Source organism: Pseudoalteromonas sp. SG43-5 (genome assembly GCF_014164345.1).
Classification (GTDB): domain Bacteria; phylum Pseudomonadota; class Gammaproteobacteria; order Enterobacterales; family Alteromonadaceae; genus Pseudoalteromonas; species Pseudoalteromonas distincta.
Genome location: NZ_JACJFA010000014.1, coordinates 25,236 through 49,096, shown reverse-complemented (window position 1 = coordinate 49,096; position 23,861 = coordinate 25,236). Strand labels below are relative to the sequence as shown.

Below are 23,861 nucleotides of genomic sequence, written 5' to 3'. Positions count from 1 at the left end.
ACAATTGTTATTGCAAAATACGAAACTAAGGAATGGTTATTTTTACTTATTCTCTCAAACATCAGCTTTATCGTTTGCTTATATTGCTAAGTATTCCGGGCACCGCTGTAATTATTTTTACTCTGCTGCTTGAACGCCACCACTCTATTGAGCAAAGTGAAAAAAAAGTAGAAAACATTGCTAAGCAATTAATTTTACAGCAAAAGCACTTAGTCGATGATATTGACCGTTTAGCGCGTTATTTGGCTAAAGAGGAAAGTAAGAAAGAAAATATAGCAACGTCCTGCCCTAATTATTTTAATCAATTTAGAGCTATTTATGCCCATGTTGCCAATATCGGGATTATAGATCCAAATGGCATTGTTATGTGTACAACAAGCGGATTAACCAAAACAATAAGTATTGCAGATCGTGCGTATTTTCAAAATGCCTTAAAAAGTAACCAATTGTCGGTAGGTTATTTTCAGCACGATAGAAACTTGCAAAAAAACACCCTTAACTTTGCGTTGCCTATCATTAATAAAAAAAATGTAATTCAGGGCGTTGTAGTTATCGTTGTTGCGCTTGACTGGTGGAACAATGCTTTTAATAATATTGAACTGCCGACTGGCTCTGTTGCTGCAATCGCTGATTCTAATGGAAAAATTCTAGCGCGTTACCCACCAACAACTGCAGCCCTTGGCGATAATATTGCAAAGACTTTATTAGCAACTGATTCTTCGATTGATAATGAGGCATCAACAAAAATAAAATCTATTGAGGGTGAAGATCGAATGCTTCATCACTCTATTATTTATAAAGATCCGAGTAATAACAGCTTAAATATACATATTGCACTTCCTATTACGCATGCTTTAAAGCAAATAAATAATAATTTTTTTATAGCGATTGGTGTGTTTATTTTATCACTGCTAGTGCTATGTTTAATTGCACGTAAGCTGCTTAAAACCAGCATTATCGACCCAATTAATAATCTAACAAATGCAACAAACGTGTTGGCTAAGGGCGAAATGCCGTCACAAAATACACAGCCAAATAATCCAGAGCTAAATACTCTCTATCAGCGCTTTAAATCAATGGCGCAAACTAGGTTAACCGCCGAGGCTAATTTAAAAAACAAGCACGATGAGCTTACCAGCTTGCTTAATACTCTACCCGACAGTTACGTTAGAATTAACATCCATGGCGATATTCTCAACATAACGGGGCAATTTAAGCCTCAAGTAAACCCAAACAGCACTGCAGTACCTCATTTATCATCAATACTTTCACACAGCAATGTTCAGCTTTTGTTATCGCAGTTATCTAAGCTTGATGTTTCGAGTAATTTAGAATTTACACTCGAAAAATCAGATCCTAAACGCAGCTTTGAAGCGCGTATTAGTGCAATGCAAAGTAAAAATGAATACGTTGTTGTGCTAAGAGATATAACACAACGAAAAATAAATGAAGAAGCACTCCACCTTGCCTCGCTAGTATATAACAACAGTAGTGAAGGCATGGCAATCACCGATCCAGCAGGTATAATATTTGATGTAAACCCTGCGTTTTGCGAAACGACTTTATATAATAAAGAAGAAGTTATTGGGCGATCCTCTTCAATTCTTTCATCAGGAAAACATGATAAGAATTTTTACAATAAAATGTGGTCTGAATTACAGCAAACAGGCCGCTGGCAAGGCGAGGTTATTAACCGTAAAAAGAACGGGCAGCTTTACTCTGAGTGGCTCACAATCGATACGGTTTATGATACAAACAAAGCACCTATTCGTCGAATCGCGATATTCACAGACCTCACTGAGAAAAAACAAGCCGATGAAACAATTTGGCGACAAGCTCACTATGATCACCTAACTGACTTACCAAATCGTCTAGAGTTAAAGGAGCGATTAAATCAACGATTTTCAAACGTTGTTACTCCCGACAATCAATTGGTTGTCATGCTTTTAGATATAGATCACTTTAAAGATATTAATGACACATTAGGCCATCACTATGGTGATAACTTATTAAAACTCGTATCTCAGCGTATAGTCCAGTCGGCAAAAAATGCTGAGTTTGTGGCACGTATTGGTGGTGATGAGTTTGTTATTGTGTTTAATCGTATAAAAAGTACGCGTCATATTAATCAAATTGCCAGTAATATTTTGCTTAGCCTATCGTCGGCTTTGCATCTTGAAAACGAAGAGTTATTTATTAGCGCCAGCATGGGCATAGCATGCGCCCCTAATGATGGTGAAAATACTGAACAGCTTTTAAAGGCAGCCGATCAGGCTATGTATAAAGCAAAAAGTAATGGTCGTAACTGTTTTGAATTTTTCTCTGCTGACATGCGCGAATATGCACACGCGCGCATGGTGCTATTAAAAGACTTACGAAGTGCCATTGAACTTGAACAGTTTGAGTTGTTTTATCAGCCCATTGTTGCTTTGAATGATTTACATATTCATAAAGCTGAAGCACTTATTCGTTGGCAACATCCCGAAAAAGGCCTAATTAGCCCTGTCGCATTTATTCCTCTTGCTGAAGAAACTAGGCAAATAAATGCAATTGGCCAATTTGTATTTGCTCAAACCTTGCAAACGCTTAACGATATAAAAACCCTAACCGATGACACTTTTCAAATAAGTGTAAACGTGTCGCCAGTGCAGTTATCCACGCCAGAGAGTGGTATAGATGAATGGTACGATATGCTAAAAGCTGCAAAATTACCTGCATCCTCAATTGTGGCAGAAATAACTGAAGGCCTAATGATTAACCCCGAAGCATTAACGCGACGTCGCTTAAAAGAAATAGTAAAATCAGGTATGCAGCTTGCCCTTGATGATTTTGGTACAGGATATTCGTCACTCGCTTACTTACAAGAAATGGATACCGATTATTTAAAAATAGATAAACGTTTTGTTGATAATATCCAAGTAGGCAGTCAAGAACTTGCACTGTGTGAAGCTATAATTGTTATGGCGCATCAACTAGGCTTAAAAGTAATCGCCGAAGGAATTGAAACTAAATTGCAAATGCAGCTATTACTGGAAGCTGGATGCGATTACGGACAAGGTTATTTGTTTTCAAAACCTTTAAATAAAAGCAGTTTTATGGCACTTCTAGCGGATAAAAAAGTAGCTTTGTTAAAATAATTAGACAAAAAATAACTGTTACGCAATAAATAATGCGTCTGCGCGGTCAAGTTAAGCAATCAGATATAAAGTAGTAACAGGATTTTAAAATGGCAAAAGCAACATTAGAGCAATGGCGAATGTTTAAAGCTGTTGTAGATCATGGCGGGTTCGCAGGCGCAAGCGCAGCTGTACATAAAAGTCAGTCAACCGTACACCATGCAGTGCAAAAACTTGAAGCCGCCTTGCAAATTAAGTTGCTTGAAGTAAAAGGTCGTAAAGCATTTTTAACCGATAGCGGTAAGCTTATTTTACGCAGAGCTGAATTTTTAATTGAAGAAGCAACTAAAATAGAATCGGTAGCAAGTACACTAAGCGAAGGCGTAGAAAGCACGTTAAAAATAGCTGTTGATGAGGTTTTTCCACACACCATTTTATACCAGGCACTTGCTAACACGAGTGAACTTTACCCGCTTTTAAAGATTGATTTAGTAGAAAGCGTGCTAACCGGTGCAAACGAATTACTACATAACTCAGTGGTTGATTTAGCCATTTCATCAATCCCTATCTATGGAATTAGTTGCAGTACGTTATGCGATATAGAGTTTATAGCCGTTGCGCATAAAGACCATGTATTACACCAACAAACTGAACAACTCAACTTTCGCGATTTAAAGCTACACCGGCAAATAGTAGTTCGCGACTCAGCAACCCACACCAGTCACAATGATGGCTGGTTAGGTGCTGATATGCGCTGGACAGTCAGCCATTTACGCAACTCTATTGATATGGTTAGTCAAAATTTGGGTTACGCTTGGCTGCCAAAAACACAAATAGCACATTTAATTGAAGATAAAACGCTCATCCCACTTAATTTAGACCAAGGTACAACCCGTACCCTTAATTTATATTTAATGTGCAACGACAACGACAGGCTTGGTCCTGCAGCACAAGAGTTTAAAGAGCAGCTTATAGCTCTCACTAACTTTAGCTAATAGCTATTCGTTTTTTACATCGAGGTGATCTGCCACATAGGCGCCTCGCTGCCCACGCTCTTTAGCTGGGCCTATAGTACTGTCTTTACCTGTTTGCTGCTCAGTAGCTGCATTAATAACAGCACCTAATGTGATTATATAAGCGCTGATATACAACCACATCAACATGATCACTACACCACCTAGTGAGCCGTAAGTTTCGTTGTAACTAGAAAAACGCGACACATAAAAAGAAAAACCTATAGATGCCAAAATCCAAAGTACAGTAGCAATAGACGAACCCATCGTGATCCAACGCCATTTGGCCGGTTTACGATGTGGGGCATAACGATATAAAAGTACCAATGCAAAATTAAAGGTAAAAGCTAATAATGGCCAAGAGATGAGTTTAATTAATAAATCTATACTTTCTTTTAGTCCCACTAAATTAAGTACAATAGGTAAAATACCAATAATTAATAACGCAAAAATTGCGACAACAATCGCCCCTACCGAAAATAAAAAGCGTACTAATTGAGCTTTAAAAAATGAACGTTTTTCATATTCACGATAACTAATATTACACGCAGTAATAAGTGCTTGGCTGCCCTTAGAACTACTCCAAATAGTAAGTATAAGCGTACCGATTGCACTTAAGCTCAAGCTTGCACTTGATGTTTTTGCAAGGCTAGAAACCTGAGATAAAATTAGTTCACTGGTACTTGGTGGGAGCAAAGTAACTATTTTACTTAAATGATCACTAATATCTGCGGGGGATGAAAAGTACGCATACACAGATACCATCGCCGCAATGGCCGGAAAAATAGCAAGTAACGCATAAAATGCCACACCCGCTGCCACTATAGATAAGTTATCTTCACTCATTTGCTTAAAAATGCGCTTAACAATATCCCACCAACCTATAAAAGGGATATGACCAGGCTGCTCAGCTTGCTGTCCTCGTTTAGCTTCTTTCATTCTAAACCTCAATATTTGTATTACATTACTACAGCAAAATGTTTGCCAAGTTAAATAAAGTATTTGGTACTAAACTTGCTGTTACCTAATATTAGCGATTATAAAAACCAAACACGGACGATAAGCCATGCCTAGTAGCCAATCAAACATTATAGCTTTAAACAATACGCCTCCCAGCACGCAAAGTTTTCAAGGCGATGTGTTTACGTGGCAGTTTTTTCATGAACAAGCTGTGCAATTACTTCATGCAACAGCGCAAATATTACCCACACTATTACTCGGTATAATACTTTTAGCATTAAGCTATTTAATTGCAGGGCCACTTTCTCGATTGCTTATAAAGCCTGTTGACTACATGACTGACAGTAAACTAGTTCATCTAGTTGTAAGGCGCAGTATAAGCACTTTAATTATTTTATTTGGCGTGTACTTATTCCTGCGTTTAGCAGGGCTTACCGAGTTTGCTGTTGCCATTATGAGTGGCACGGGACTAATAGGACTTATATTAGGTTTTGCCTTTAGAGACATAGCTGAGAACTTTATCGCTAGTTTATTACTGAGCATACAAAGGCCTTTTAAAATCGACGATGTAATTGAAGTAGACAATCGTTTAGGTGTTGTTAAAAAAGTAACCGCAAGAGCAACCACACTTGTTGATTATGATGGCAATCATATTCAAATACCCAATGCAACGGTATATAAAAATACTATTAAAAACCTGACTGCCAATCCAAAAATGCGCGGAAAAGTAGAAATTGGTATTGGCTATGATAACGATATACGCAGCGCACAAACCCTCGCCCTAGATATTGCCAATCAACAAAATGCGGTGCTTAGCGATCCACCTGCGCAGGTTTTAATAAAAAACTTAGGCTCATCTACTATTAACTTCGTTTTGTATTTTTGGGTTAATAGCGAGCAGCACAGTCCATTAAAAGTAGCTTCCCAGCTTATGCGCGAATTAGTCAATGAGTTCACAAAACAAAACATCAGCATGCCTGATGACGCACGAGAAAGAATTATACTCACCGACCCTAGTGAAAATGTTTCTAATTTAGAGGAAAAACAACCACCGCAAGTGCAAAGCGAAAAAAGTGAAACTGTTGAGCAAACTAAAACACTTGATGATGTGAGCAGTGATACCGACGAAATACGTGAACAAGCAGAGCAATCTCGAGATCCAGAACAAGGTAAAAATATTATTTAATAATGCTGAAGTTGTATATATTAGTATTTAGCTCAATATTAATACTCTCGACCCAATAAGCAAAATAAGTAATCAACGCTAATATATATTAACGCTGGTTAGGAAGTATCTTATGAAAAGGCAAAAGGCTTTATAGGATATTAATCGACTTTTGCCCTTTGTTTGCGGAGTTTTTCAAGTTAGTTGTCGCATCAAATAAAATTTTATGCCGCCCGCATTGCTTCTTTTTTCTCTGGATTTAAATTTACTTCATTGGTCAGATGCCCACAGCTAGTCTGGTCTAGTTACTACTACAATCCACCAACACCGCCTTGTATCGACCTCTAAACAGTTCACCATCTGTATTATGTGTTCTATTAGAATATTGCGTATAGAGACCATTAATATGTTTCATGGCTCTGCCCATGTTTGCATCAGGGATTTTTATTAGTAGGTGGTAATGATCGGTCATTAAATAATACGAATGCACTTCAATATTAAAACGAAAACTGGCTTCCTCAATGCAGTATAAAAAATGCTTAGAATCGTCATCGCTCAAAAAGGTGTTTTCACGCCCTCTTCCGCGATTCATCACATGATAAAACACATTTTCATACTCTATTCGTAGTGGTCTAGCCATAATAATAAACTCAATGAGCAATAAACTATAAATCTAGATCATTGATGTATGAAGGTAAGATTTGACCCTGCCGAATCGCTAAAAAGCAGTTAACACCCTCCTACCTTTATATTAATGACCTTAGCTCAAAGTCATTTTCTTCGCGCCCAGCTTTATCTCTCGCTTTATCTATACATCTTAAGTTTTAACTATTGTACTTTATATAAGCTTGTTTATCATATGAGATCTATTTACAAAGGCATGTGAATATTAAAGTTTGCAAGGGAATCATGTAGCCTCCCCACAAAAAATTCACAGCCTATTTTTAAGGCTTCTTGTTTATGTCATTTTTAACAACACTTAAAAAGTTTGGTAATCATATTGGTGCTTACAAAGTGCACTTGTGCCCTGAGGTAAAAGGCCAAGCTAGTGAAAAAGGCAAACCTTTATCGAATGTAAAAATAGAGAGAGTATTGAATTTTTCTGATGGTAAAAGTGTTGAAGATTTCACTTACACGGATAATAATGGGGGCTTCTCATTACCTGAAATTAATATCCGTTCTAATCAACCAGCAGTCCCACTTGCTGAGATTTTCACTTCTCAAGCTATTTATCTATCCTACAATAATGAAGAATATTGCCTTTGGGGTTCTAGATTATCAGGCGTTAAATATCGAGAGGAATATGCAAGAAAGTTAAGGCAATTAATAGCCGACATCTCTAATGGAAAGGTTCTTTTTAAATTTCAGAATAAGAAAACTGAAGGCTATAAATTTGAGGCTTTAAGTATTTGTCGTTGGTCTGATGATTTTGAAGTAGTGGAACAAAATGCTTATTTTGACCTTTCAGAAATTGAAACGGATAATAATTAATAAATCAAAAACTAAATTATAAGGAAATATTAATGAATGTTTTAAGCCCTGCAATAGCTGCTAATTTTGCAGCTATCTCATACGAAAGCCTTGACAAAAGAGGCTTGAGAGCTAATCCATATTTTGAAAGAATTAGCTCTTTATTTTCATTCGAATCAGAATCTATAAAAGGTGTAAGTGGTTCTATTCTCGAACGAGTTTTTAACCACTCGACCAATTTTGGCTGCATTGCAGAGGGTAAGAAAGGAGCATATGAAGATGAAGATGATTATGTTTTAGCTTTACGAGGCACGGCTAAAGTTCGTGATGTTGTCACTGATTTACATTGTGGCTTAAGTACTTGTAGTAATAATCAACCTGTACATGCAGGCTTTAACCATACATTTAACTCTTTCAAAAATCAGTTAGAACTATACTTTAAAAAAAGCACTAAGAAAAAGTTAAACATTCATGTTGTAGGTCATAGTTTAGGTGGGGCTTTAGCAAACTTAGCTGCTAACTGGCTAAAGCAACGTTTCGGTGCCAATGTAAAATTATATACTTTTGGTGCGCCGCGCGTTGGTTATAATAGCTTTGCTGTAAAAACAGAGTCCGCAACAGATAACAACATCTATCGTTGCGTACATGCCGCAGATCCAGTTCCTTTAGTGCCTGTGTGGCCATTTATGCATACTGAACAAGAATATATTTTACACGGTGCTGCCACTATTACTCCAAAAGCACATAGTATGACTAATGAGACGCCAGGATATTTACATACAGCAAGCAACTTCAAAAGTTACTCTGCTATCAACAAAGGAATGGAAAAACGAATTCAAGAAGAGGTAAGGCTTGATTATGATAGACGGCTCGAATGTAGCCGCACGTCTAAATGGGCTAGGAAAATTGGTGCAGCTTTAATAACTCATTTACGTGATACTGGTAAGCTATATGCGATACAAAATCATTTATCGAACGCTCTCACAGTCTACGATCAGATAGCTAAAGCATTAGCTGATAGCATTGACTTCTCTAAAAACTGTACCAAAGATATAAAAGGGATTTTAGGGCACATACTAACATTTTGTGGCTATCCATTTAAGGTAATTTCTTTTACTTACGCTTCGATTAGACATATTTTACAATTAATGCTTAAAAATATTTTCGCACTTGCGGGTGAAGCGATAGCATTAGCAAAACCTTCCTAAAATGAAATTATACAAAAAAACCGCCAAATGGCGGTTTTTTATTAACAAGTAAAGCTGTTAGTGTTATGTGAAATTTAACAAAAGCCAATGTGCAAAAGCCAACGGGGCCAAATCTTGACTTCATACATCATAATTTCTCACTGCCCGGTTATCACTCTTTGTTGAAATTCTAACGAGTACTGCAAACAGATAGCCAAAAACTAATTACTTGCCTTAATTTACAAGCACAAAAAAGCCCGCAGCGTTAACTGCGGGCTTTTTTATTGAATGAGTGAGTCAGCCGGTAAGCCGGGTTTTGTCCTTTCCGAAGAAAGTGATAATCATTCGTCTAGGCCATAAATCGCTCTATGGCTCAAGCAACCTACCCGGTTCTCACGTGGGCCACGCGTTCATTATTTAAAATGATAGAACCCTATTTGGTCTTGCTCCGAGTGGAGTTTACCTTGCAACCGACTATTACTAGCGGCCCGGTGCGCTCTTACCGCACCCTTTCACCCTTACCAATCGAGATTGGCGGTCTCCTCTCTGCTGCACTTGTCGTGGGCTCACGCCCCCCAGCCGTTAGCTGGCACTCTGCCCTATGGAGCCCGGACTTTCCTCCCCCTGATCATTTTCGTCACAGGCAGCGATCATCTTGGCTGACTCGGCGCGCAGTATACATGAGGCTAATACCAAGCGCAGTAAAATTTACTCTTTTTCTTCAATAATTGTTTTGTATAAAGCGTTTTTCTTCATTCCAAAGTATTCAGCAACAACGCCACAGGCTTTTTTCATTGGCATTTCACTCTCAAGCAGTGCCAGCATTTTGCGCGCTTCTGGTGGAACATCGTCTACTAGTTTTGGTTTGCCCGGCAACATTAATACAATTTCGCCGCGTTGCTTAGTGGGATCATCTGTTAAAAACTGTTTAAGCTCACTTACACTACCATTAAAAAATGTTTCAAAGGTTTTGGTTAGCTCTTTAGCAAACACAACTTGCTGCTCATCACCAAGAGCTAGTGCTAAATCATCAAGGCTTGCCATAATACGGTGCGTACTTTCGTACATTATGCTGGTAATACCTGAGTTAACAGCTTCGGTAAAAAAGTCTTGGCGAGCTTTGCTTTTAGCTGGCGTAAAACCAATAAACTGAAAACGATCGGTTGGTAAGCCTGAACAACATACTGCTGTAATTGCAGCACATGCACCTGGAACAGGTGTAACATGAGCGCCTTGTTCACGACATAGATTTACAACCGCGTAGCCTGGATCACTAATTAGTGGCGTACCAGCGTCAGATACTAAAGCAATATTTAAACCTTGATTAAGTTGATCAATAATTTGTTGTGCTTTTTGCTTTTCGTTGTGGTCGTGTAATGCAAACGTTTTTGCCTTAATTCCAAAGTGGCTAAGTAGCTTGCCGGTATGGCGAGTGTCTTCAGCAGCTATTAAGTCAACTTGCGATAATGTCGCAATGGCACGGTGACTTAAGTCGTCATAATTGCCAATTGGGGTGGCAACAATGTAAAGAGTGCCAATTTTCTGTGAATTCTCCTCATTTAACATTGAGGTCTCCTGCGTCAGTCAGTAATATAAGCAAATCGCGTTAACGTATTGGGAAATCATTGTGCGACTTAAACTAGTTAGTCTATTAATTATATTGTCAGGGTTATCGGCGTGTAGCACAACCGAAAAACCAACTAAAAACAGCGATAACGTAAGTAACCGCACTAATGCACTGCAAAATCAGGCAACCAGTGCGCAATCTATCTATCAATTGGCGCAAAACCGCCAAGGTGCCGATAAAATACAGTTATTGTATAGCGCCCGTGATGCTGCAATTAGTGAGCAAAATTGGCCTTTGTTAGAGAAAATTGGTAATGAGCTTGAATTAACCGCAAGTGTTGATCAAATCCAAAACCGTCTTTATATTGCATTTGCACAAAAACAACAGAATAAGAATGATCAAGCTTTGGTGATTTTACAATCGCTAGACGGACAACTTACTCAACCTGAGCATTTTGCTTGGCATCAGTTTTTAACAGCCAGTATTTATGCATCGCAAAATTTTCCAAAAAAAGCTGCCCCCTATTTCTTTAGAGCTTCTGAAACAGCTACAAAAAACAATATAGAAATCCCTCAGCTCAATCAAAATTTGTGGGATAACTTAAAACAGCTCTCTTCATATGCGCTTGAACGTTTTAACCGTGGTTCGGTTATCCAGCAAGGCTGGGTAAACCTTGGTCTATACTATCAAGTATATGCAAGTAGTGGCGTGGAGCTAGACCAAGCAATTAATAATTGGCGCAGGCGCTATATTGGGCATCCGGCTTTTTCTGTATTACCTGAACAAGACGAAATGCTTACTGAGCTCGCCCCTATTAATATAGAGCGTTTAGTTGTGTTGTTTCCACAATCAGGCCCTAACGAACGCTTAGGTGATGCGCTTAAAGCGGGTGTGTTAGCTGCACTTGATACGCAAACTATCAACGACACTATTTTTATTGATGAAAACCTAAGCACTGAGGAAATCGCAGCGCAACTTGAAGAAATAAAGCCTGATTTTGTAATTGGTCCTCTACTTAAAGCAAATATTGATAAACTAGCCAATGCACAAACTCTTATTGATACTCCGGTACTGCATTTAAACACCTTTGATGGTGAGCGCATTTCGCTTCAGCATTATTACTTTGCATTGAACCCTGAGCACGAAGTACAACAAGCTCTGGAACACTTTTTAACTAAGGGCTATCAAAAGCCTATGCTGCTTGCGCCAAATAATGCAAATGGCCAACGTTTAGTTGATTATTTTAACCTACAGTGGCAACGCTACAGCGAAACCAAGCCACAAATCGGTTTTTATAACGATAAAAAAGATATGCCAAACACAATTACCAGCTTATTAGAAGTTGATAAGTCAAAAGATCGCATACAAACAGTTAAAGCATTATTTAAGCAAGAAGTAGAAAACGAAACGCGTTCACGCAGTGATATAGACGTTATTTATATTTTGGGTGATGCCATAGAAACTCGCTTAATTAAACCTTACCTTGATGTAAACGTCAGTACATTTGCTGATCGTATCCCACTTTATGCAAGCTCTAAAAGTCATAGTAAACAAATTGACAGTACAGACAAAGGCGACTTAGACGGCCTATACTTCACAGAATTACCGTGGATGCTTGATTCACAAATTAAACAACATAATTTACGCCAGCAGTACAACTCTCTATGGCCTGAGCAAATTGATATTAGCCAACGCTTATTTGCAATGGCGTACGATGCTGTATCAATATTACATGACATTAGACAGTTAAGCGTAATGCCAGGCAATCAATATAGTGGTTTAAGTGGTAAGTTGTCTGTTAATACCAGCGGCCATATAGAACGCATGCTCGACTGGGCTCAATATACAAACCGTCGCATTAAGCCTGTGCAATTAGAAACACAACGCCCGGTACCATTGTTTATGCAATCAGCGGGTGATATACAAACTATAAATTAAACTTTATTAAGTTAAGGGGGCGGCATGTCGTGGTTTAAAGAGCTGTGGCAAAATAGTCGCGAAAAAGGCCAGTATTATGAGCTTGAAGCGCAAAAATACTTAGTTACTCAGGGCTTAACACCCATTGAACGTAATTATTACTGCCCCTTTGGCGAGCTTGATGTCATTATGAAAGAAGGCGACACCCTTGTATTCATTGAGGTCAAGTTTCGCAAAAATAATGCCCGTGGCGGTGCCAACTATGCACTTAGCCCACAAAAACAAGCTCGATTAAAACGTAGTATTTATCATTACTTAGCAGCTAAAAATTTAACTAACCAAGCACTAAGAATTGATTATGTAGCCATTACAGGAGAAGCATCTCCTAATATTAATTGGCTTAAAAATGTATTTTAAACGCAAATACAAAGATAAATTATTGGTAGGCTATGCAAGACACAATTAAAGAAATTTTTACAGAAAGCATTCAAGTTCAAATCGCTGCTGGTGAAGTGCTACCTAGTGCGCTTGAGTCAGCTGCATTTACTATTGCACAAAGTCTGATCAACGGAAATAAACTCATTTGCTGCGGTACTGCAAATTGCCACATGCTCGCTCAGCATATGGCGGGTGTATTGGTTAATCACTATGAAACCGAGCGTCCTTGTTTGCCGGCAATCGCTCTATCGCAAGAAAACGTTAATCTTGGGCAAAGTACCCAGGTAGACGATCACGATACATTTGCTCGTCAAGTCCGCGCTTTTGCCCAGCAAGGCGACTTATTGCTCGTACTGGCTATTAACGGTAACGAAAAGCATGTTATTTCTGCCGTTGAAGCAGCACTAACTAAAGATATGAAGGTCATAGTTATGGTTGGTGATGATGGTGGCGAGTTGGTTGGCCTACTTGGCCCTAACGATGTTGAAATTAGATCGCCATCTAAACGCCCTAGCCGCATTATCGAATCCCATTTAGTTAACTTACATTGTTTAAGCGAACTTGTTGATTTAACGCTTTTCCCTCAGGATGAAAATTATGTTTAAACGCTCTCTTATTGTTTTAGGTACTGTTGTATTACTACAAGGCTGCGCAGCTGCTGTTGTTGCAGGTACAGCCAGTGCAGTAACTGCAGCGAACGATCGCCGTACCATTGGCTCTCAAATTGACGATAACAATATTGAAATAAAAGCCAGTATTGCACTTAGCGAAGTAGAACGCCTTGAAAAGTTTGCCAATATAAGCGCTGTAAGCGTTAACGGTATTGTTTTACTTGTAGGCCAAGTATCTAATGAAGAAATGAGAAACGAAGCACAGCGTACCATTGAGGGCGTTTCAGGTATTCGTAAGATACATAACCAAATTCGTATTGGCTCAAATATTGGCATTACTACACAAACGCATGACTCTTGGTTAACATCTAAAGTAAAAGCTCAGCTACTAACAGCAAAAGACATTAGCAGTAATAACATTAAAGTAGTTACTGAAAACGCTGAAGTATTTTTAATGGGTTTAGTATCTGACTCTGAGTCTACTCAAGCTGTAAACATTGCCCGAAATGTATCTGGCGTAGAGCGGGTAATTAAAGTATTTGAATATATGTAAAGTAAAATACAGACATAAAAAAACCGCTTATTAAGCGGTTTTTTTTTGCATTTACTTATTATTTAATAACGCGTAAATGAGAGCCTTTTTTCTTCTGTGGCTTTTCTGGTGGTGTTTCATCAATAAATTCAGCTGATGAATCAACACTTTCAAGCTCAGGCACAAAATCGTCTTCGTCCTCTAAAAACTCATCTGCAGTAAAGACTGTTCCTTCGCCATTTTCACGCGCGTATATTGCAAGCACAGCACCTAGAGGCACGTACACTTGCATTGGCTGACCACCAAAGCGCGCATTGAAGCTAAGTTGGGTTAAGTCTAACGAAAACTGTGTGACCGCTGATGGACTTATGTTTAAAACAATTTGTCCGTCTTGAACAAACTGTGTTGGCACTTGTACATTTGCAAACCCAGCGTCTACCACTAAATGCGGTGTACACTCGTTATCGACTATCCAATCAAAAAAAGCACGTAATAAATAAGGACGATTAGGCGTCATTATAAACGGATCTCACGCTCAGCTTCAGTTAAAGAGGCTTGGAATGACTCACGTTCAAATAAACGGATCATGTACTCTTTAAGCTCTTTAGAACCTGCACCATTAAGCTCAATACCAAACTCTGGTAAACGCCATAATAGTGGAGCTAAATAACAATCTACTAAGCTAAACTCTTCACTCATAAAGTAAGGTGCTTCGCTAAAAATAGGTGCTACAGCAAGTAATGCTTCTGTTAGCTCTTTACGAGCTTGAGCAGCATCTGACGTGTTGTTACTGATTTTGTCAGCTAGGCTGTACCAGTCAGTATCAATACGATGCATCATTAAGCGGCTACGACCACGCATTACCGGGTAAACAGGCATTAGTGGAGGATGAGGAAAACGCTCATCAAGGTATTCCATGATGATGTTTGCCTGGTATAAACCAAGCTCACGGTCAATCAGTGTTGGCACTGTGCCGTAAGGGTTAATTTCGTGAAGTGCTTCTGGCAAGTTATCTTTTTCAGCCAAATGAATATCTACACTTACACCTTTTTCCGCAAGTACAATACGTACTTGGTGGCTATACATACAGTTAGCACCAGAAAAAAGGGTCATTACAGGGCGCTTATTGGCAGCTACGGCCATGCCTATACCTCCATTAAATAACTAAAACAGCAAAAGGGGCTTAAGCCCCTATTGCAAAATTACCTTTAAAAATGTTCAAGTTAATGAACATCTCTCCAGTATTCTTTCTTAAGCATAAATGCCAAGATAAATAGAATTATTAAGAATCCTATTACCTTAATACCTAGCGCTTCCGATTCAAGACGTGAAGGTTCACCCACGTACTCAAGGAAGTTTGTTAAATCACGAGCCGCTTGGTCGTATTCATCTACGCTTAATTCACCCGTACCATCAGTTTCAGTAGCAATAACTTTGGTCACAGTGTGGCCATGTTCTTCTACTTCTTTAGTGATAGGCGTTGGTAAACCTTGTAGTTCTTGAAGAACATGAGGCATACCTACCGATGGAAAAACAATATTGTTAACTCCAAACGGGCGAGATTCATCTTTATAAAACGATTTTAGGTACGTGTAAATATAATCTGGTGATTTTACACGTGCAATTAGAGTTAAATCCGGCGGAGCCGCACCAAACCATTTTGCTGCATCGTCTTTTGTAATTGCGTTGGTGATATGGCTACCTACTTTAGAGCCGTCAAAAATTAACTGCTCTAAACCAACTTCTGTTGGGATACCGATATCACGAAAAGTACGCTCATAACGTTGATACTGCATTTGGTGACAACCAAGACAGTAGTTCATGAACAACTTTGCACCGCGTTGTAAAGATGGTTGATCAGTAAGGTCGTTATTCGCTTCCATTAAAGGAACCGACGGACCTGCTGCCATAACCATGTTAGGCAACAAGTTTACTGATAAAGCAAATAAACCAATAATAAGCTTCTTCATCATTTCGTTAACCTCTCTGGCAATGGCTTAGTTTTTTCGTTCTTACTGTATACAAACAACAGTACGAAGAACATAAAGTAAGTCACAGTACAGATTTGAGAAATAATCGTTTTCATATCAGTTTGTGGAGTTGCACCCACCCAACCAAGAAGAACGAAAGTTACAACAAAGCCTGCAATGTTCCATTTATGGAAACCACAACGGTAACGAACCGATTTAACTCTACCACGGTCTATCCAAGGTAGTAATGCAAGTACTACAATCGATGCACCCATCGCCGCAACACCGATTAACTTATCAGGGATTGCACGTAAGATTGCATAGAATGGCGTAAAGTACCAAACCGGGAAAATATGCTCAGGTGTTTTAAGTGGGTTAGCTGCCTCGAAGTTTGGACCTTCTAAAAAGAAGCCATTCATCGCCGGCATAAAGAACACAACCCAACAAAACAGTATTAAGAAACCAACCACACCCACAATATCTTTAACTGTGTAGTAAGGGTGGAACGGTATCGCATCAACAATGTCTTTTTTGTTAGTGTAATACTCGTGGAATTTAAATTTAGGCTTATCTTCTTCAGCTACTGAGCCTTTCTTACGTTTAATCTCAATACCTTCAGGGTTATTTGAACCCACTTCGTGTAGAGCAACAATGTGTAAGAAAACTAAGATTACAATAACCAGTGGTAGTGCAATTACATGTAATGCAAAGAAGCGATTAAGCGTTGCACCTGATATTACGTAGTCACCACGGATCCAAAGTGTTAAGTCATCACCAATAACCGGAATAGCACCGAATAATGAAATGATTACTTGTGCGCCCCAGAACGACATTTGGCCCCATGGTAATAAGTATCCCATGAATGCTTCAGCCATTAGCGCTAAGAAAATGAACATACCAAATAACCACAGTAATTCACGCGGTTTTTGATAAGAACCGTAGATCATGCCACGGAACATATGCATATATACAACGATGAAAAACGCTGATGCACCTGTTGAGTGCAAGTAACGTAGTAACCAGCCATATTCTACATCACGCATGATGTACTCTACCGAGGCAAAAGCACCTTCAGCAGACGGAACAAAGTTCATCGTTAACCAAATACCTGTTAGGATTTGGTTTACCAGTACTAACATGGCTAGTGAGCCAAAAAAGTACCAGAAGTTAAAGTTTTTAGGTGCTGGATACTGTGCAATGTGCATGTTCCAAACACGTGTCATTGGGATTCGGTCGTCTATCCAACCAATAATCTTACCAAACATTAGGCTACCCCTCTTTCTTCGCCCACTAAAATAGTGGTGTCATCTAGAAAAGTATAAGGTGGTATTTCTAAGTTTAATGGTGCAGGTACCGATTGAAATACTCGACCAGCCATATCAAATTTAGAACCGTGGCACGGGCAGTAGAAACCGTCATCAGTCCCTTCTACTTTCTCACCAAAATTACCTTGTAAAAAGCCTGGTGAACATCCTAAATGCGTACAAATACCTACAGCCAAAAATATTTCTGGACGTAATGAACGGTAATCATTTGTTGATGATTCTAATTGTTGTGGCTCTTGCGATTGCGGATCACGAAGTTGACCTTCATGTTCTTTCATCTGCTCAAGCATTTTTGGGGTACGTGATACAACCCATACAGGTTTACCACGCCACTCGACACGTATTAATTGTCCAGGCTCAAGTTTGCTGATATCTACTTCTACAGGCGCACCCGCAGATTTAGCTCGCTCACTTGGATTCCAAGACGCAATAAAAGGAACAGCAGCCCCAGCCGCACCAACACCACCTACAACAGAGGTAGCTATGGTTAAAAAGCGACGTCGGCCATTGTCTACAGGCGCATTGCTCATCCACTTATCTCCACTATGATTCTCAACACTTGCTATATTGAGAACATCAGTTACAGCAGGTTAATTATTCGAAATTTTTAAAATAGAAGCGATCATAATTAAAACCCTTGATTAAAACAAGGTTATTCAAAGCCCCATGCTCGAATAAACCTGACTTGATCAAAAATTTGATTAAGCTAGCTCGAGAATAAAGCCGAACGACTATAATAACGCTTCTGTAAAAACAATATACTGACCGAGATCAACACCACTAAGAGGAAACAGTAAAAACTGTACATAGTGTCGTTAAACTCACTCATTTTACTTCCACGCCAATTGTAGCAAAAAATTCCACCAATTAACTGATGGATTTAAACTAATTACGATAATTATTTAACTTTTTTGCAGCTATCTGAGTGTTTTTTAACTTTCGTTCGATTAATACGCAGTTATTAATAAATTTGATCATCATTAATTACAGCAATACCAAGTATGGCGACCGCTATAAACAAATTTAAATTAAGTAGCAAATGTAAACTTTTTGATTTGAAAACAAAAAACCCAGCATAAGCTGGGTTTTTGAATTCTTGATAACGTATAGATTAACGTTTTGAGAACTGTGGACGCTTACGCGCTTTCTTAAGACCCACTTTCTTACGTTCAACTTTACGTGCATCACGTGTAACAAAACCTGCTTTACGAAGTTGTGGACGTAGTGACTCGTCAAACTCCATAAGTGCACGAGTGATACCGTGACGGATAGCACCAGCTTGACCAGTTGTACCACCACCAGAAACGGTGATGTAAAGGTCAAATTTTTCAGTCATATCAACTAGCTCAAGAGCTTGATGAACAACCATGCGTGCTGTTTCGCGACCAAAATACTCTTCTAGAGAGCGTTTGTTGATTACGATGTTACCAGTGCCTGGGCGTAAGAATACGCGAGCACTTGAACTTTTACGACGACCTGTACCGTAGTATTGATTTGCCATGATGGTGCTCCTTAAATGTCTAGAACCTGAGGCTGTTGTGCAGCATGGTTATGCTCAGTACCTGCGTAAACTTTAAGTTTACGGTACATAGCGCGGCCTAAAGGACCACGTGGCAACATGCCTTTTACAGCTTTCTCGATGATCATTTCAGGCTTTGCAGCTTGAAGTTTATCAAAAGTAGTAGACTTAAGGCCACCTGGAAAACCAGAGTGAGCGTAGTACACTTTATCTTTGAATTTGTTACCAGTTACAGTAACTTTTTCAGCGTTGATAACGATGATGTAATCACCAGTATCTACGTGAGGAGTGTATTCAGCTTTATGCTTACCGCGTAGGCGGTGAGCGATTTCAGTAGCGATGCGACCTAAAGTTTTACCTTCAGCGTCAACTACGTACCAGTCACGTTTTACTGTTTCTGGTTTAGCAACAAACGTTTTCATTTATAAAAATCCAATGTTTTTCAATTAAAACCACAAGTAGTTAATATTAACTACTGCTCTAAGTTTGCTATAACCCCTTCGAGTTTTAGACTTTTGCGCCGCTCACAAGTGGCTAGACTATATGAGGACATAGAACGCAACGTGGCAGACGCGGGAGTATACCAGCACTTAAAACACATTGCTACTCGCCGGTTGTTTTTTCCACAAGAAATTTCAGAAATAAGAAGTACTATATATGTACCTCTTTTTTATAGTTGCCCTATTACACATTTACTTACTTATTTAAACTAAATGCTCTCTAGCTAAATATTCTAAGGATTGCATTTCTTGTAAACGACTAATACAACGCTTAAATTCAAAGTTTAAATTACCTTGGGTATAAAGTTCGGTAATAGGTTTTTCAGCCGATATAATTAAAGTTACATGGCGCTCATAAAATTCATCCACTAAAGCAATAAAGCGTCTAGCAGCATCATCATTAGTTTGCCCTAGCTGTTTTACGTTAGAAATAATCACCGTATTGTATAAGCGGCTAATCTCCATGTAATCGACCTGGCTACGTGCTGTTTCGCACAATTCACTAAACTCAAACATCACAACGCATTTAGCTACTTTACGCGTTTTGATTTTTCGCCCTTCTATCTCTATCGGCTCATCTAATTGCCCTGGCTCTGGCGATAACTTATCGAAGTACTCAAATAGGTTCTTATCCGCATCTTCATCTAATGGGCTGTGAAAAATTTCAGCTTGCTCTAAAGTACGTAAGCGATAATCGATACCTGAATCTACATTAACTATCTCGGTATTTTTTTTAACAAGCTCAATTGCTGGCATAAAACGCGCTCGCTGTAAGCCATTTCTGTAAAGTTCATCAGGCACTATATTAGAGGTTGCTACAAGTACTATGCCCCGTGCAAATAGCGCTTCCATTAAGCCACCTAATAGCATGGCATCAGTAATGTCTTGTACAAAAAACTCATCAAAGCAAATAATGTCTGTTTCTGCTTTAAAAGTGTCAGCAATTTTTTCTAATGGATTAGCCGTATTATTTAGCTTTTTAAGCTCGTTATGCACTCGGTGCATAAATCGATGAAAGTGCACACGCATTTTACGTGTGCCCGGTAATGATTCGTAAAAAGTGTCAACTAAATAAGTTTTACCACGCCCTACTCCCCCCCAAAAGTACAAACCTTTTACAGGCGCAGGTTCTTCTTTACTAAATAGCTTAGCAAAAAAGCCTTTTTGTTTTGGCTTTGTCTGAGTTAGGTCATCGTATAGACGTTGTAAATGGCGCACAGCATTTTCTTGTGCTGCGTCGTGTACAAAGTCATCTCGCTTTAAGTCTTGTTGGTATGTTTGCCAAGGAGTCATATCTATTTACAGTTAAAACACAGTTTAATTTGCAAAGCATATTAACACGCATCATAACTCGGGGTATATTACACTTAGTATGATTTATAATTGAATCGGCATTCGTTAGTTATTTTCCCAAAGGGGTAGTTTTTATGGGCACAGTTATGTGGGTAGGTTTGATTGTTATTGTTGCTGTTGTAGCATTTTTTATTGGCGCATTTGTTACTAAAAAACAGTTCAAACAAGATGAATTAAAAGAGCAAGCAGAGCAAGCTAAAAATGCGTTAGAGCAGTATCGCCAAGATGTAGCTGATCATTTAGCGAATACTGGTAAGCTCGTAAATAAAATGAAAGAAAACTATGATCAACTGCTTAGTCACGTTGAAGAAACAAACCAGCTTCTTCTAGAAGATAGAAATAAAGCACCAGCTGAACCATTCTTTTCAAAAGAAACAACAGAACAACTGCAGGCTTCATTAAAAGAGCGTCAATGCGATCGTTCTACAGCCGCAGCACAACCAGCTGATTATGTATCAGGTGAATCAGGTTTATTTGCTGGTCAAAATAAAGTTTCAGAACATTCTAAAGCATCTTGATGAACTTTTTTTTGACCCCATAGTCTTTAGATATAACAGCTTTGTTGTTTTATCTTAATAAACCGAAAAGGGCTGCTGTAAAGTAGCCCTTTTTGTTTTGCTTTATCTTAAGTGGAGTTACCCCTGACTATGAAAATGAAATTATCACTTATCAGCGCAGCTATTTTATCTACAAGCTTGTTAATGAGCCCAGTAGCGTCTTATGCAAAAATGCCAATTGCAGTAAATGGTCAACAACTACCAACTCTTGCCCCCATGCTAGAGAAAATATCTCCAGGTGTTGTAAGTATCCAAGTTTCAGGCTCAAAAGAAGTACGCCGCCGTGCAGATCCGCTTGAATACTTTTTTGGACAGCAACAGCCTCGCAGTCAAAAGCGTCAATTTAGTGGATTAGGCTCTGGGGTGATTATTGATGCTGATGAGGGTTATGTAGTCACTAATAATCACGTAATCCAAGATGCCGAAAAAATGGTAGTAACCCTAGAAGATGGCCGTGAATTTGAAGCAACTAAAATTGGTACTGATACAGAATCAGACATCGCTCTTTTACAAATAGACGCTGATGACTTAACTGAAATAAAACTCGCAAATTCAGATAGTTTACGAGTGGGCGACTTTGCTGTTGCTATTGGTAACCCATTTGGACTTAGCCACACAGTTACATCTGGTATTGTTAGTGCTCTTGGCCGTAGTGGTTTAAATATTGAGGGCTACGAAGATTTCATTCAAACCGATGCTGCTATTAACCAAGGCAACTCTGGTGGTGCATTAGTTAACTTAAACGGTGAATTGATTGGTATTAACACTGCTATTTTAGGTGCTTCTGGCGGTAACGTGGGTATTGGTTTTGCCATTCCATCAAACATGATGAAAAACTTAGTTGATCAAATTGTTGAACACGGTGAAGTACGCCGAGGTTCGCTGGGTATTTCTGGCCGCCCACTTGATGCAGGCCTTGCTAAAGCGCAGCAACTTGACGTTAAACAAGGTGCTTATGTAATGCAAGTAATGGACGACACTGCTGCAAGTAAAGCAGGTATAAAAGCAGGTGACGTAATTGTTAGCATTAATGGCGGTGATATTAGTGGTTTCCATGAACTACGCAGCAAAATTGCTACGCTAGGTGAAGGCCGCGAAATAAAACTTGGTATTTACCGCGATGGTAAAATTAAAACGGTAAAAGTAACTCTTGATGGTGCATCAGGTGTTACAGCGACTGGCGAAGAGCTGCATCCTGCGTTCCAAGGCGCGGCACTTGAAAACGTGCAAAAAAATAGTAATAAAGGTGTTGAGGTTACGTCTGTAGACCCTCGCTCACCTTCTGCCCGTGTTGGCCTTGAAGAAGGTGATATTATTATGCAAGTGAATCGCCAAAGAGTAGAGACTATCCGTGATATGAATAAGATTATCGAAAACACTAAAGGTAATATCGTACTTGGCGTGCAACGTGGTCGTGAGTCTATATTTATTTTAATTCAGTAATAAATAGCACTATTAATGTAATAAAAATAACAGTGGCACTTGCCGCTGTTATTTTTTTTATGTCATCATAAAGAGATTGCTCACTTACATAATAAGAAAACTGTGCTGAAATTAATAAAATTTATTCTTCCCCCTTTATTTGCAGGTCTAAGTATTGCTTTTTTAGTGGTTTTTTTCAGCCCTAATATGCGAGCCGCCTTACTTCCTAATGTTCCCCTTCCAAGCGCGATGAGTGCGAGTCACCTGAGTTTTTCTGATGCAGTTAAACGAGCAGCTCCTTCTGTAGTTACTATTTTTTCAGAAAGCATTTCCAAAGAACCTCGTTATAAAAGAAAAAACACGGTACAAGAGCTAGGCTCTGGCGTCATTATGTCGCAAGACGGTTATATTCTTACTAACTATCATGTTGTTAATAATGCAGACCAAATTATGGTTATCTTAACCGATGGCCGACGCTTTTTTGATGTGCAACTCATTGGTTTTGATACTATTACTGATTTAGCCTTACTTAAAATCAATGCAGATCACCTCCCAGTGATTCCCGTAAACGATAGCTATGTATCAAATGTAGGCGATGTTGTACTTGCTATAGGCAACCCGCTTAACTTAGGGCAAACAATCACTCAAGGCATTATTAGTGCAACGGGTAAGCAAAAAATTACAGATAGCCCTTACAATAACTTATTGCAAATGGATGCAGCTATTAACGTGGGCAACTCCGGCGGCGCATTAGTTAACTCCAATGGTGATTTAGTCGGCATTACTTCTGCACAATTTAAAACGCGTGAGAACTTGAATATTCAAGGAATATTTTTTGCGGTTCCTTACTCACTTGCTAAAAAAGTGATGGGTAAACTCATTCGTCACGGTCGGGTTGTGCGCGGCTATTTAGGCTTTGAAGGCACAGCAGTAGATAGTACGGGTAAAGAAGTAAACGACAGCCTAACGCCGGTTACCGGCATGCGTATTACTAATTTAGACCCTTTGGGGCCAGCATGGCAAGCAGGCATTGAAGAGCAAGATATCGTCATTAAAATTGCAGGGCTTTCGGTAGCAAACCCACAAAAAGTGCTTGAAAAAATAGGTAATACGGAGCCCGGTAAAGAAATAGAATTTGAGCTATACAGAGATGGCAAAATAGAAAAAATCATGGTGGTAGTAGCTGAGCTTGAAACAAAGCTTTAAAAAAGAGTAATACCAATCGTCAATAAAAAGGTC

23 protein-coding genes and 1 other RNA gene are annotated in these 23,861 nt (G+C 39.0%); 12 read left to right on the top strand and 12 right to left on the bottom strand.

The window, feature by feature from the left end:
* Window positions 1-32: 32 nt before the first annotated feature.
* A complete protein-coding gene (locus H5161_RS14345) occupies window positions 33-3,137 on the top strand; it encodes an EAL domain-containing protein (protein ID WP_182769544.1) in 3,105 nt (1,034 codons plus the stop codon).
* Window positions 3,138-3,226: 89 nt separating this feature from the next.
* Window positions 3,227-4,111: a LysR family transcriptional regulator gene (locus H5161_RS14340; protein ID WP_182769543.1), complete on the top strand. Its 885-nt coding sequence runs from the start codon at window positions 3,227-3,229 to the stop codon at window positions 4,109-4,111.
* Between the two features lie 3 nt (window positions 4,112-4,114).
* On the opposite strand, the gene H5161_RS14335 is transcribed toward H5161_RS14340, so the two are convergent.
* On the bottom strand, window positions 4,115-5,068 hold the full coding sequence (locus H5161_RS14335) for a YihY/virulence factor BrkB family protein (protein ID WP_182670939.1): 954 nt from the start codon (window positions 5,066-5,068) through the stop codon (window positions 4,115-4,117).
* Between the two features lie 127 nt (window positions 5,069-5,195).
* Between H5161_RS14335 and H5161_RS14330 the strand changes: the two genes are divergently transcribed.
* Window positions 5,196-6,275, top strand: coding sequence for a mechanosensitive ion channel family protein (locus H5161_RS14330; protein WP_182769542.1), 1,080 nt, complete (start codon window positions 5,196-5,198; stop codon window positions 6,273-6,275).
* Between the two features lie 280 nt (window positions 6,276-6,555).
* On the opposite strand, the gene H5161_RS14325 is transcribed toward H5161_RS14330, so the two are convergent.
* On the bottom strand, window positions 6,556-6,894 hold the full coding sequence (locus H5161_RS14325; protein ID WP_259395014.1) for a transposase: 339 nt from the start codon (window positions 6,892-6,894) through the stop codon (window positions 6,556-6,558).
* Between the two features lie 320 nt (window positions 6,895-7,214).
* Here H5161_RS14325 and H5161_RS14320 point away from each other — a divergent pair, with 320 nt between their 5' ends.
* Both H5161_RS14320 and H5161_RS14315 read left to right on the top strand, forming a co-directional pair.
* Window positions 7,215-7,745 carry a DUF6795 domain-containing protein gene (locus H5161_RS14320; protein WP_154903853.1) on the top strand — a complete coding sequence of 177 codons (531 nt, stop codon included), beginning with the start codon at window positions 7,215-7,217 and terminating at the stop codon, window positions 7,743-7,745.
* Window positions 7,746-7,777: 32 nt separating this feature from the next.
* Entirely contained in the window at window positions 7,778-8,932 is a 1,155-nt protein-coding gene (locus H5161_RS14315; RefSeq protein WP_182732814.1) for a lipase family protein, read from the top strand.
* Window positions 8,933-9,200: 268 nt separating this feature from the next.
* Here H5161_RS14315 and rnpB read toward each other — a convergent pair.
* Both rnpB and rsmI read right to left on the bottom strand, forming a co-directional pair.
* Window positions 9,201-9,578: RNase P RNA component class A (gene rnpB / locus H5161_RS14310), an RNA gene on the bottom strand.
* Window positions 9,579-9,619: 41 nt separating this feature from the next.
* Window positions 9,620-10,477, bottom strand: a complete 858-nt coding sequence (gene rsmI, locus H5161_RS14305) for a 16S rRNA (cytidine(1402)-2'-O)-methyltransferase (RefSeq protein ID WP_154903851.1) — start codon at window positions 10,475-10,477, stop codon at window positions 9,620-9,622.
* Window positions 10,478-10,538: 61 nt separating this feature from the next.
* Between rsmI and H5161_RS14300 the strand changes: the two genes are divergently transcribed.
* The 4 genes from H5161_RS14300 to dolP are packed head-to-tail and all read left to right on the top strand — an operon-like array spanning window position 10,539 to window position 13,997.
* On the top strand, window positions 10,539-12,416 hold the full coding sequence (locus H5161_RS14300) for a penicillin-binding protein activator (RefSeq protein WP_002957971.1): 1,878 nt from the start codon (window positions 10,539-10,541) through the stop codon (window positions 12,414-12,416).
* A 24-nt stretch (window positions 12,417-12,440) separates the two neighbouring features.
* The gene (locus tag H5161_RS14295) at window positions 12,441-12,812 is read left to right on the top strand and encodes a YraN family protein (protein WP_182694726.1); all 372 of its coding nucleotides are present in this window, start codon (window positions 12,441-12,443) and stop codon (window positions 12,810-12,812) included.
* Window positions 12,813-12,844: 32 nt separating this feature from the next.
* Entirely contained in the window at window positions 12,845-13,438 is a 594-nt protein-coding gene (locus tag H5161_RS14290) for an SIS domain-containing protein (RefSeq protein ID WP_002957968.1), read from the top strand.
* Window positions 13,431-13,997, top strand: coding sequence for a division/outer membrane stress-associated lipid-binding lipoprotein (gene dolP, locus H5161_RS14285; RefSeq protein ID WP_039485369.1), 567 nt, complete (start codon window positions 13,431-13,433; stop codon window positions 13,995-13,997). The genes H5161_RS14290 and dolP overlap by 8 nt, the downstream gene beginning before the upstream one ends.
* Before the next feature lie 58 nt (window positions 13,998-14,055).
* On the opposite strand, the gene H5161_RS14280 is transcribed toward dolP, so the two are convergent.
* From H5161_RS14280 to zapE, 8 genes are all read right to left on the bottom strand, one after another.
* Entirely contained in the window at window positions 14,056-14,493 is a 438-nt protein-coding gene (locus H5161_RS14280; protein WP_002957966.1) for a ClpXP protease specificity-enhancing factor, read from the bottom strand.
* Complete coding sequence (gene sspA, locus H5161_RS14275; RefSeq protein ID WP_002957965.1) at window positions 14,493-15,119, bottom strand: stringent starvation protein SspA; 627 nt, start codon at window positions 15,117-15,119, stop codon at window positions 14,493-14,495. Before sspA ends, H5161_RS14280 begins: the two co-directional genes overlap by 1 nt.
* Window positions 15,120-15,199: 80 nt before the next feature.
* Entirely contained in the window at window positions 15,200-15,949 is a 750-nt protein-coding gene (locus H5161_RS14270; protein ID WP_002957964.1) for a cytochrome c1, read from the bottom strand.
* Window positions 15,946-17,211, bottom strand: a complete 1,266-nt coding sequence (locus H5161_RS14265; protein WP_002957963.1) for a cytochrome b N-terminal domain-containing protein — start codon at window positions 17,209-17,211, stop codon at window positions 15,946-15,948. The genes H5161_RS14270 and H5161_RS14265 overlap by 4 nt, the downstream gene beginning before the upstream one ends.
* On the bottom strand, window positions 17,211-17,801 hold the full coding sequence (gene petA, locus H5161_RS14260; RefSeq protein WP_002957962.1) for a ubiquinol-cytochrome c reductase iron-sulfur subunit: 591 nt from the start codon (window positions 17,799-17,801) through the stop codon (window positions 17,211-17,213). Before petA ends, H5161_RS14265 begins: the two co-directional genes overlap by 1 nt.
* Before the next feature lie 581 nt (window positions 17,802-18,382).
* The gene (gene rpsI, locus H5161_RS14255; RefSeq protein ID WP_024595789.1) at window positions 18,383-18,775 is read right to left on the bottom strand and encodes a 30S ribosomal protein S9; all 393 of its coding nucleotides are present in this window, start codon (window positions 18,773-18,775) and stop codon (window positions 18,383-18,385) included.
* A gap of 8 nt (window positions 18,776-18,783) precedes the next feature.
* Entirely contained in the window at window positions 18,784-19,212 is a 429-nt protein-coding gene (gene rplM / locus H5161_RS14250; RefSeq protein ID WP_002957960.1) for a 50S ribosomal protein L13, read from the bottom strand.
* 282 nt (window positions 19,213-19,494) lie between these two features.
* Window positions 19,495-20,583: a cell division protein ZapE gene (zapE, locus tag H5161_RS14245; RefSeq protein WP_002957958.1), complete on the bottom strand. Its 1,089-nt coding sequence runs from the start codon at window positions 20,581-20,583 to the stop codon at window positions 19,495-19,497.
* Window positions 20,584-20,717: 134 nt separating this feature from the next.
* On the opposite strand from zapE, the gene H5161_RS14240 reads away from it, so the two are divergent.
* The 3 genes from H5161_RS14240 (at window position 20,718) to H5161_RS14230 (ending at window position 23,828) form a co-directional block, all read left to right on the top strand.
* Window positions 20,718-21,161 carry a YhcB family protein gene (locus tag H5161_RS14240; protein ID WP_182769541.1) on the top strand — a complete coding sequence of 148 codons (444 nt, stop codon included), beginning with the start codon at window positions 20,718-20,720 and terminating at the stop codon, window positions 21,159-21,161.
* A gap of 129 nt (window positions 21,162-21,290) precedes the next feature.
* Window positions 21,291-22,643, top strand: coding sequence for a Do family serine endopeptidase (locus tag H5161_RS14235; protein WP_182769540.1), 1,353 nt, complete (start codon window positions 21,291-21,293; stop codon window positions 22,641-22,643).
* 102 nt (window positions 22,644-22,745) lie between these two features.
* Entirely contained in the window at window positions 22,746-23,828 is a 1,083-nt protein-coding gene (locus H5161_RS14230; protein WP_024595792.1) for a trypsin-like peptidase domain-containing protein, read from the top strand.
* The last annotated feature ends 33 nt before the right edge of the window (window positions 23,829-23,861 follow it).

What these genes read in the sequence shown, in the direction of transcription:
- H5161_RS14345 (WP_182769544.1), top strand. Translation starts at nt 33, where the DNA reads ATGGTTATTTTTACTTATTCTCTCAAACATCAGCTTTATCGTTTGCTT.
- H5161_RS14340 (WP_182769543.1), top strand. Translation starts at nt 3,227, where the DNA reads ATGGCAAAAGCAACATTAGAGCAATGGCGAATGTTTAAAGCTGTTGTA.
- H5161_RS14335 (WP_182670939.1), bottom strand. Translation starts at nt 5,068, where the DNA reads ATGAAAGAAGCTAAACGAGGACAGCAAGCTGAGCAGCCTGGTCATATC.
- H5161_RS14330 (WP_182769542.1), top strand. Translation starts at nt 5,196, where the DNA reads ATGCCTAGTAGCCAATCAAACATTATAGCTTTAAACAATACGCCTCCC.
- H5161_RS14325 (WP_259395014.1), bottom strand. Translation starts at nt 6,894, where the DNA reads ATGGCTAGACCACTACGAATAGAGTATGAAAATGTGTTTTATCATGTG.
- H5161_RS14320 (WP_154903853.1), top strand. Translation starts at nt 7,215, where the DNA reads ATGTCATTTTTAACAACACTTAAAAAGTTTGGTAATCATATTGGTGCT.
- H5161_RS14315 (WP_182732814.1), top strand. Translation starts at nt 7,778, where the DNA reads ATGAATGTTTTAAGCCCTGCAATAGCTGCTAATTTTGCAGCTATCTCA.
- rsmI (WP_154903851.1), bottom strand. Translation starts at nt 10,477, where the DNA reads ATGTTAAATGAGGAGAATTCACAGAAAATTGGCACTCTTTACATTGTT.
- H5161_RS14295 (WP_182694726.1), top strand. Translation starts at nt 12,441, where the DNA reads ATGTCGTGGTTTAAAGAGCTGTGGCAAAATAGTCGCGAAAAAGGCCAG.
- H5161_RS14290 (WP_002957968.1), top strand. Translation starts at nt 12,845, where the DNA reads ATGCAAGACACAATTAAAGAAATTTTTACAGAAAGCATTCAAGTTCAA.
- dolP (WP_039485369.1), top strand. Translation starts at nt 13,431, where the DNA reads ATGTTTAAACGCTCTCTTATTGTTTTAGGTACTGTTGTATTACTACAA.
- H5161_RS14280 (WP_002957966.1), bottom strand. Translation starts at nt 14,493, where the DNA reads ATGACGCCTAATCGTCCTTATTTATTACGTGCTTTTTTTGATTGGATA.
- sspA (WP_002957965.1), bottom strand. Translation starts at nt 15,119, where the DNA reads ATGGCCGTAGCTGCCAATAAGCGCCCTGTAATGACCCTTTTTTCTGGT.
- H5161_RS14270 (WP_002957964.1), bottom strand. Translation starts at nt 15,949, where the DNA reads ATGATGAAGAAGCTTATTATTGGTTTATTTGCTTTATCAGTAAACTTG.
- H5161_RS14265 (WP_002957963.1), bottom strand. Translation starts at nt 17,211, where the DNA reads ATGTTTGGTAAGATTATTGGTTGGATAGACGACCGAATCCCAATGACA.
- petA (WP_002957962.1), bottom strand. Translation starts at nt 17,801, where the DNA reads ATGAGCAATGCGCCTGTAGACAATGGCCGACGTCGCTTTTTAACCATA.
- rplM (WP_002957960.1), bottom strand. Translation starts at nt 19,212, where the DNA reads ATGAAAACGTTTGTTGCTAAACCAGAAACAGTAAAACGTGACTGGTAC.
- zapE (WP_002957958.1), bottom strand. Translation starts at nt 20,583, where the DNA reads ATGACTCCTTGGCAAACATACCAACAAGACTTAAAGCGAGATGACTTT.
- H5161_RS14240 (WP_182769541.1), top strand. Translation starts at nt 20,718, where the DNA reads ATGGGCACAGTTATGTGGGTAGGTTTGATTGTTATTGTTGCTGTTGTA.
- H5161_RS14235 (WP_182769540.1), top strand. Translation starts at nt 21,291, where the DNA reads ATGAAAATGAAATTATCACTTATCAGCGCAGCTATTTTATCTACAAGC.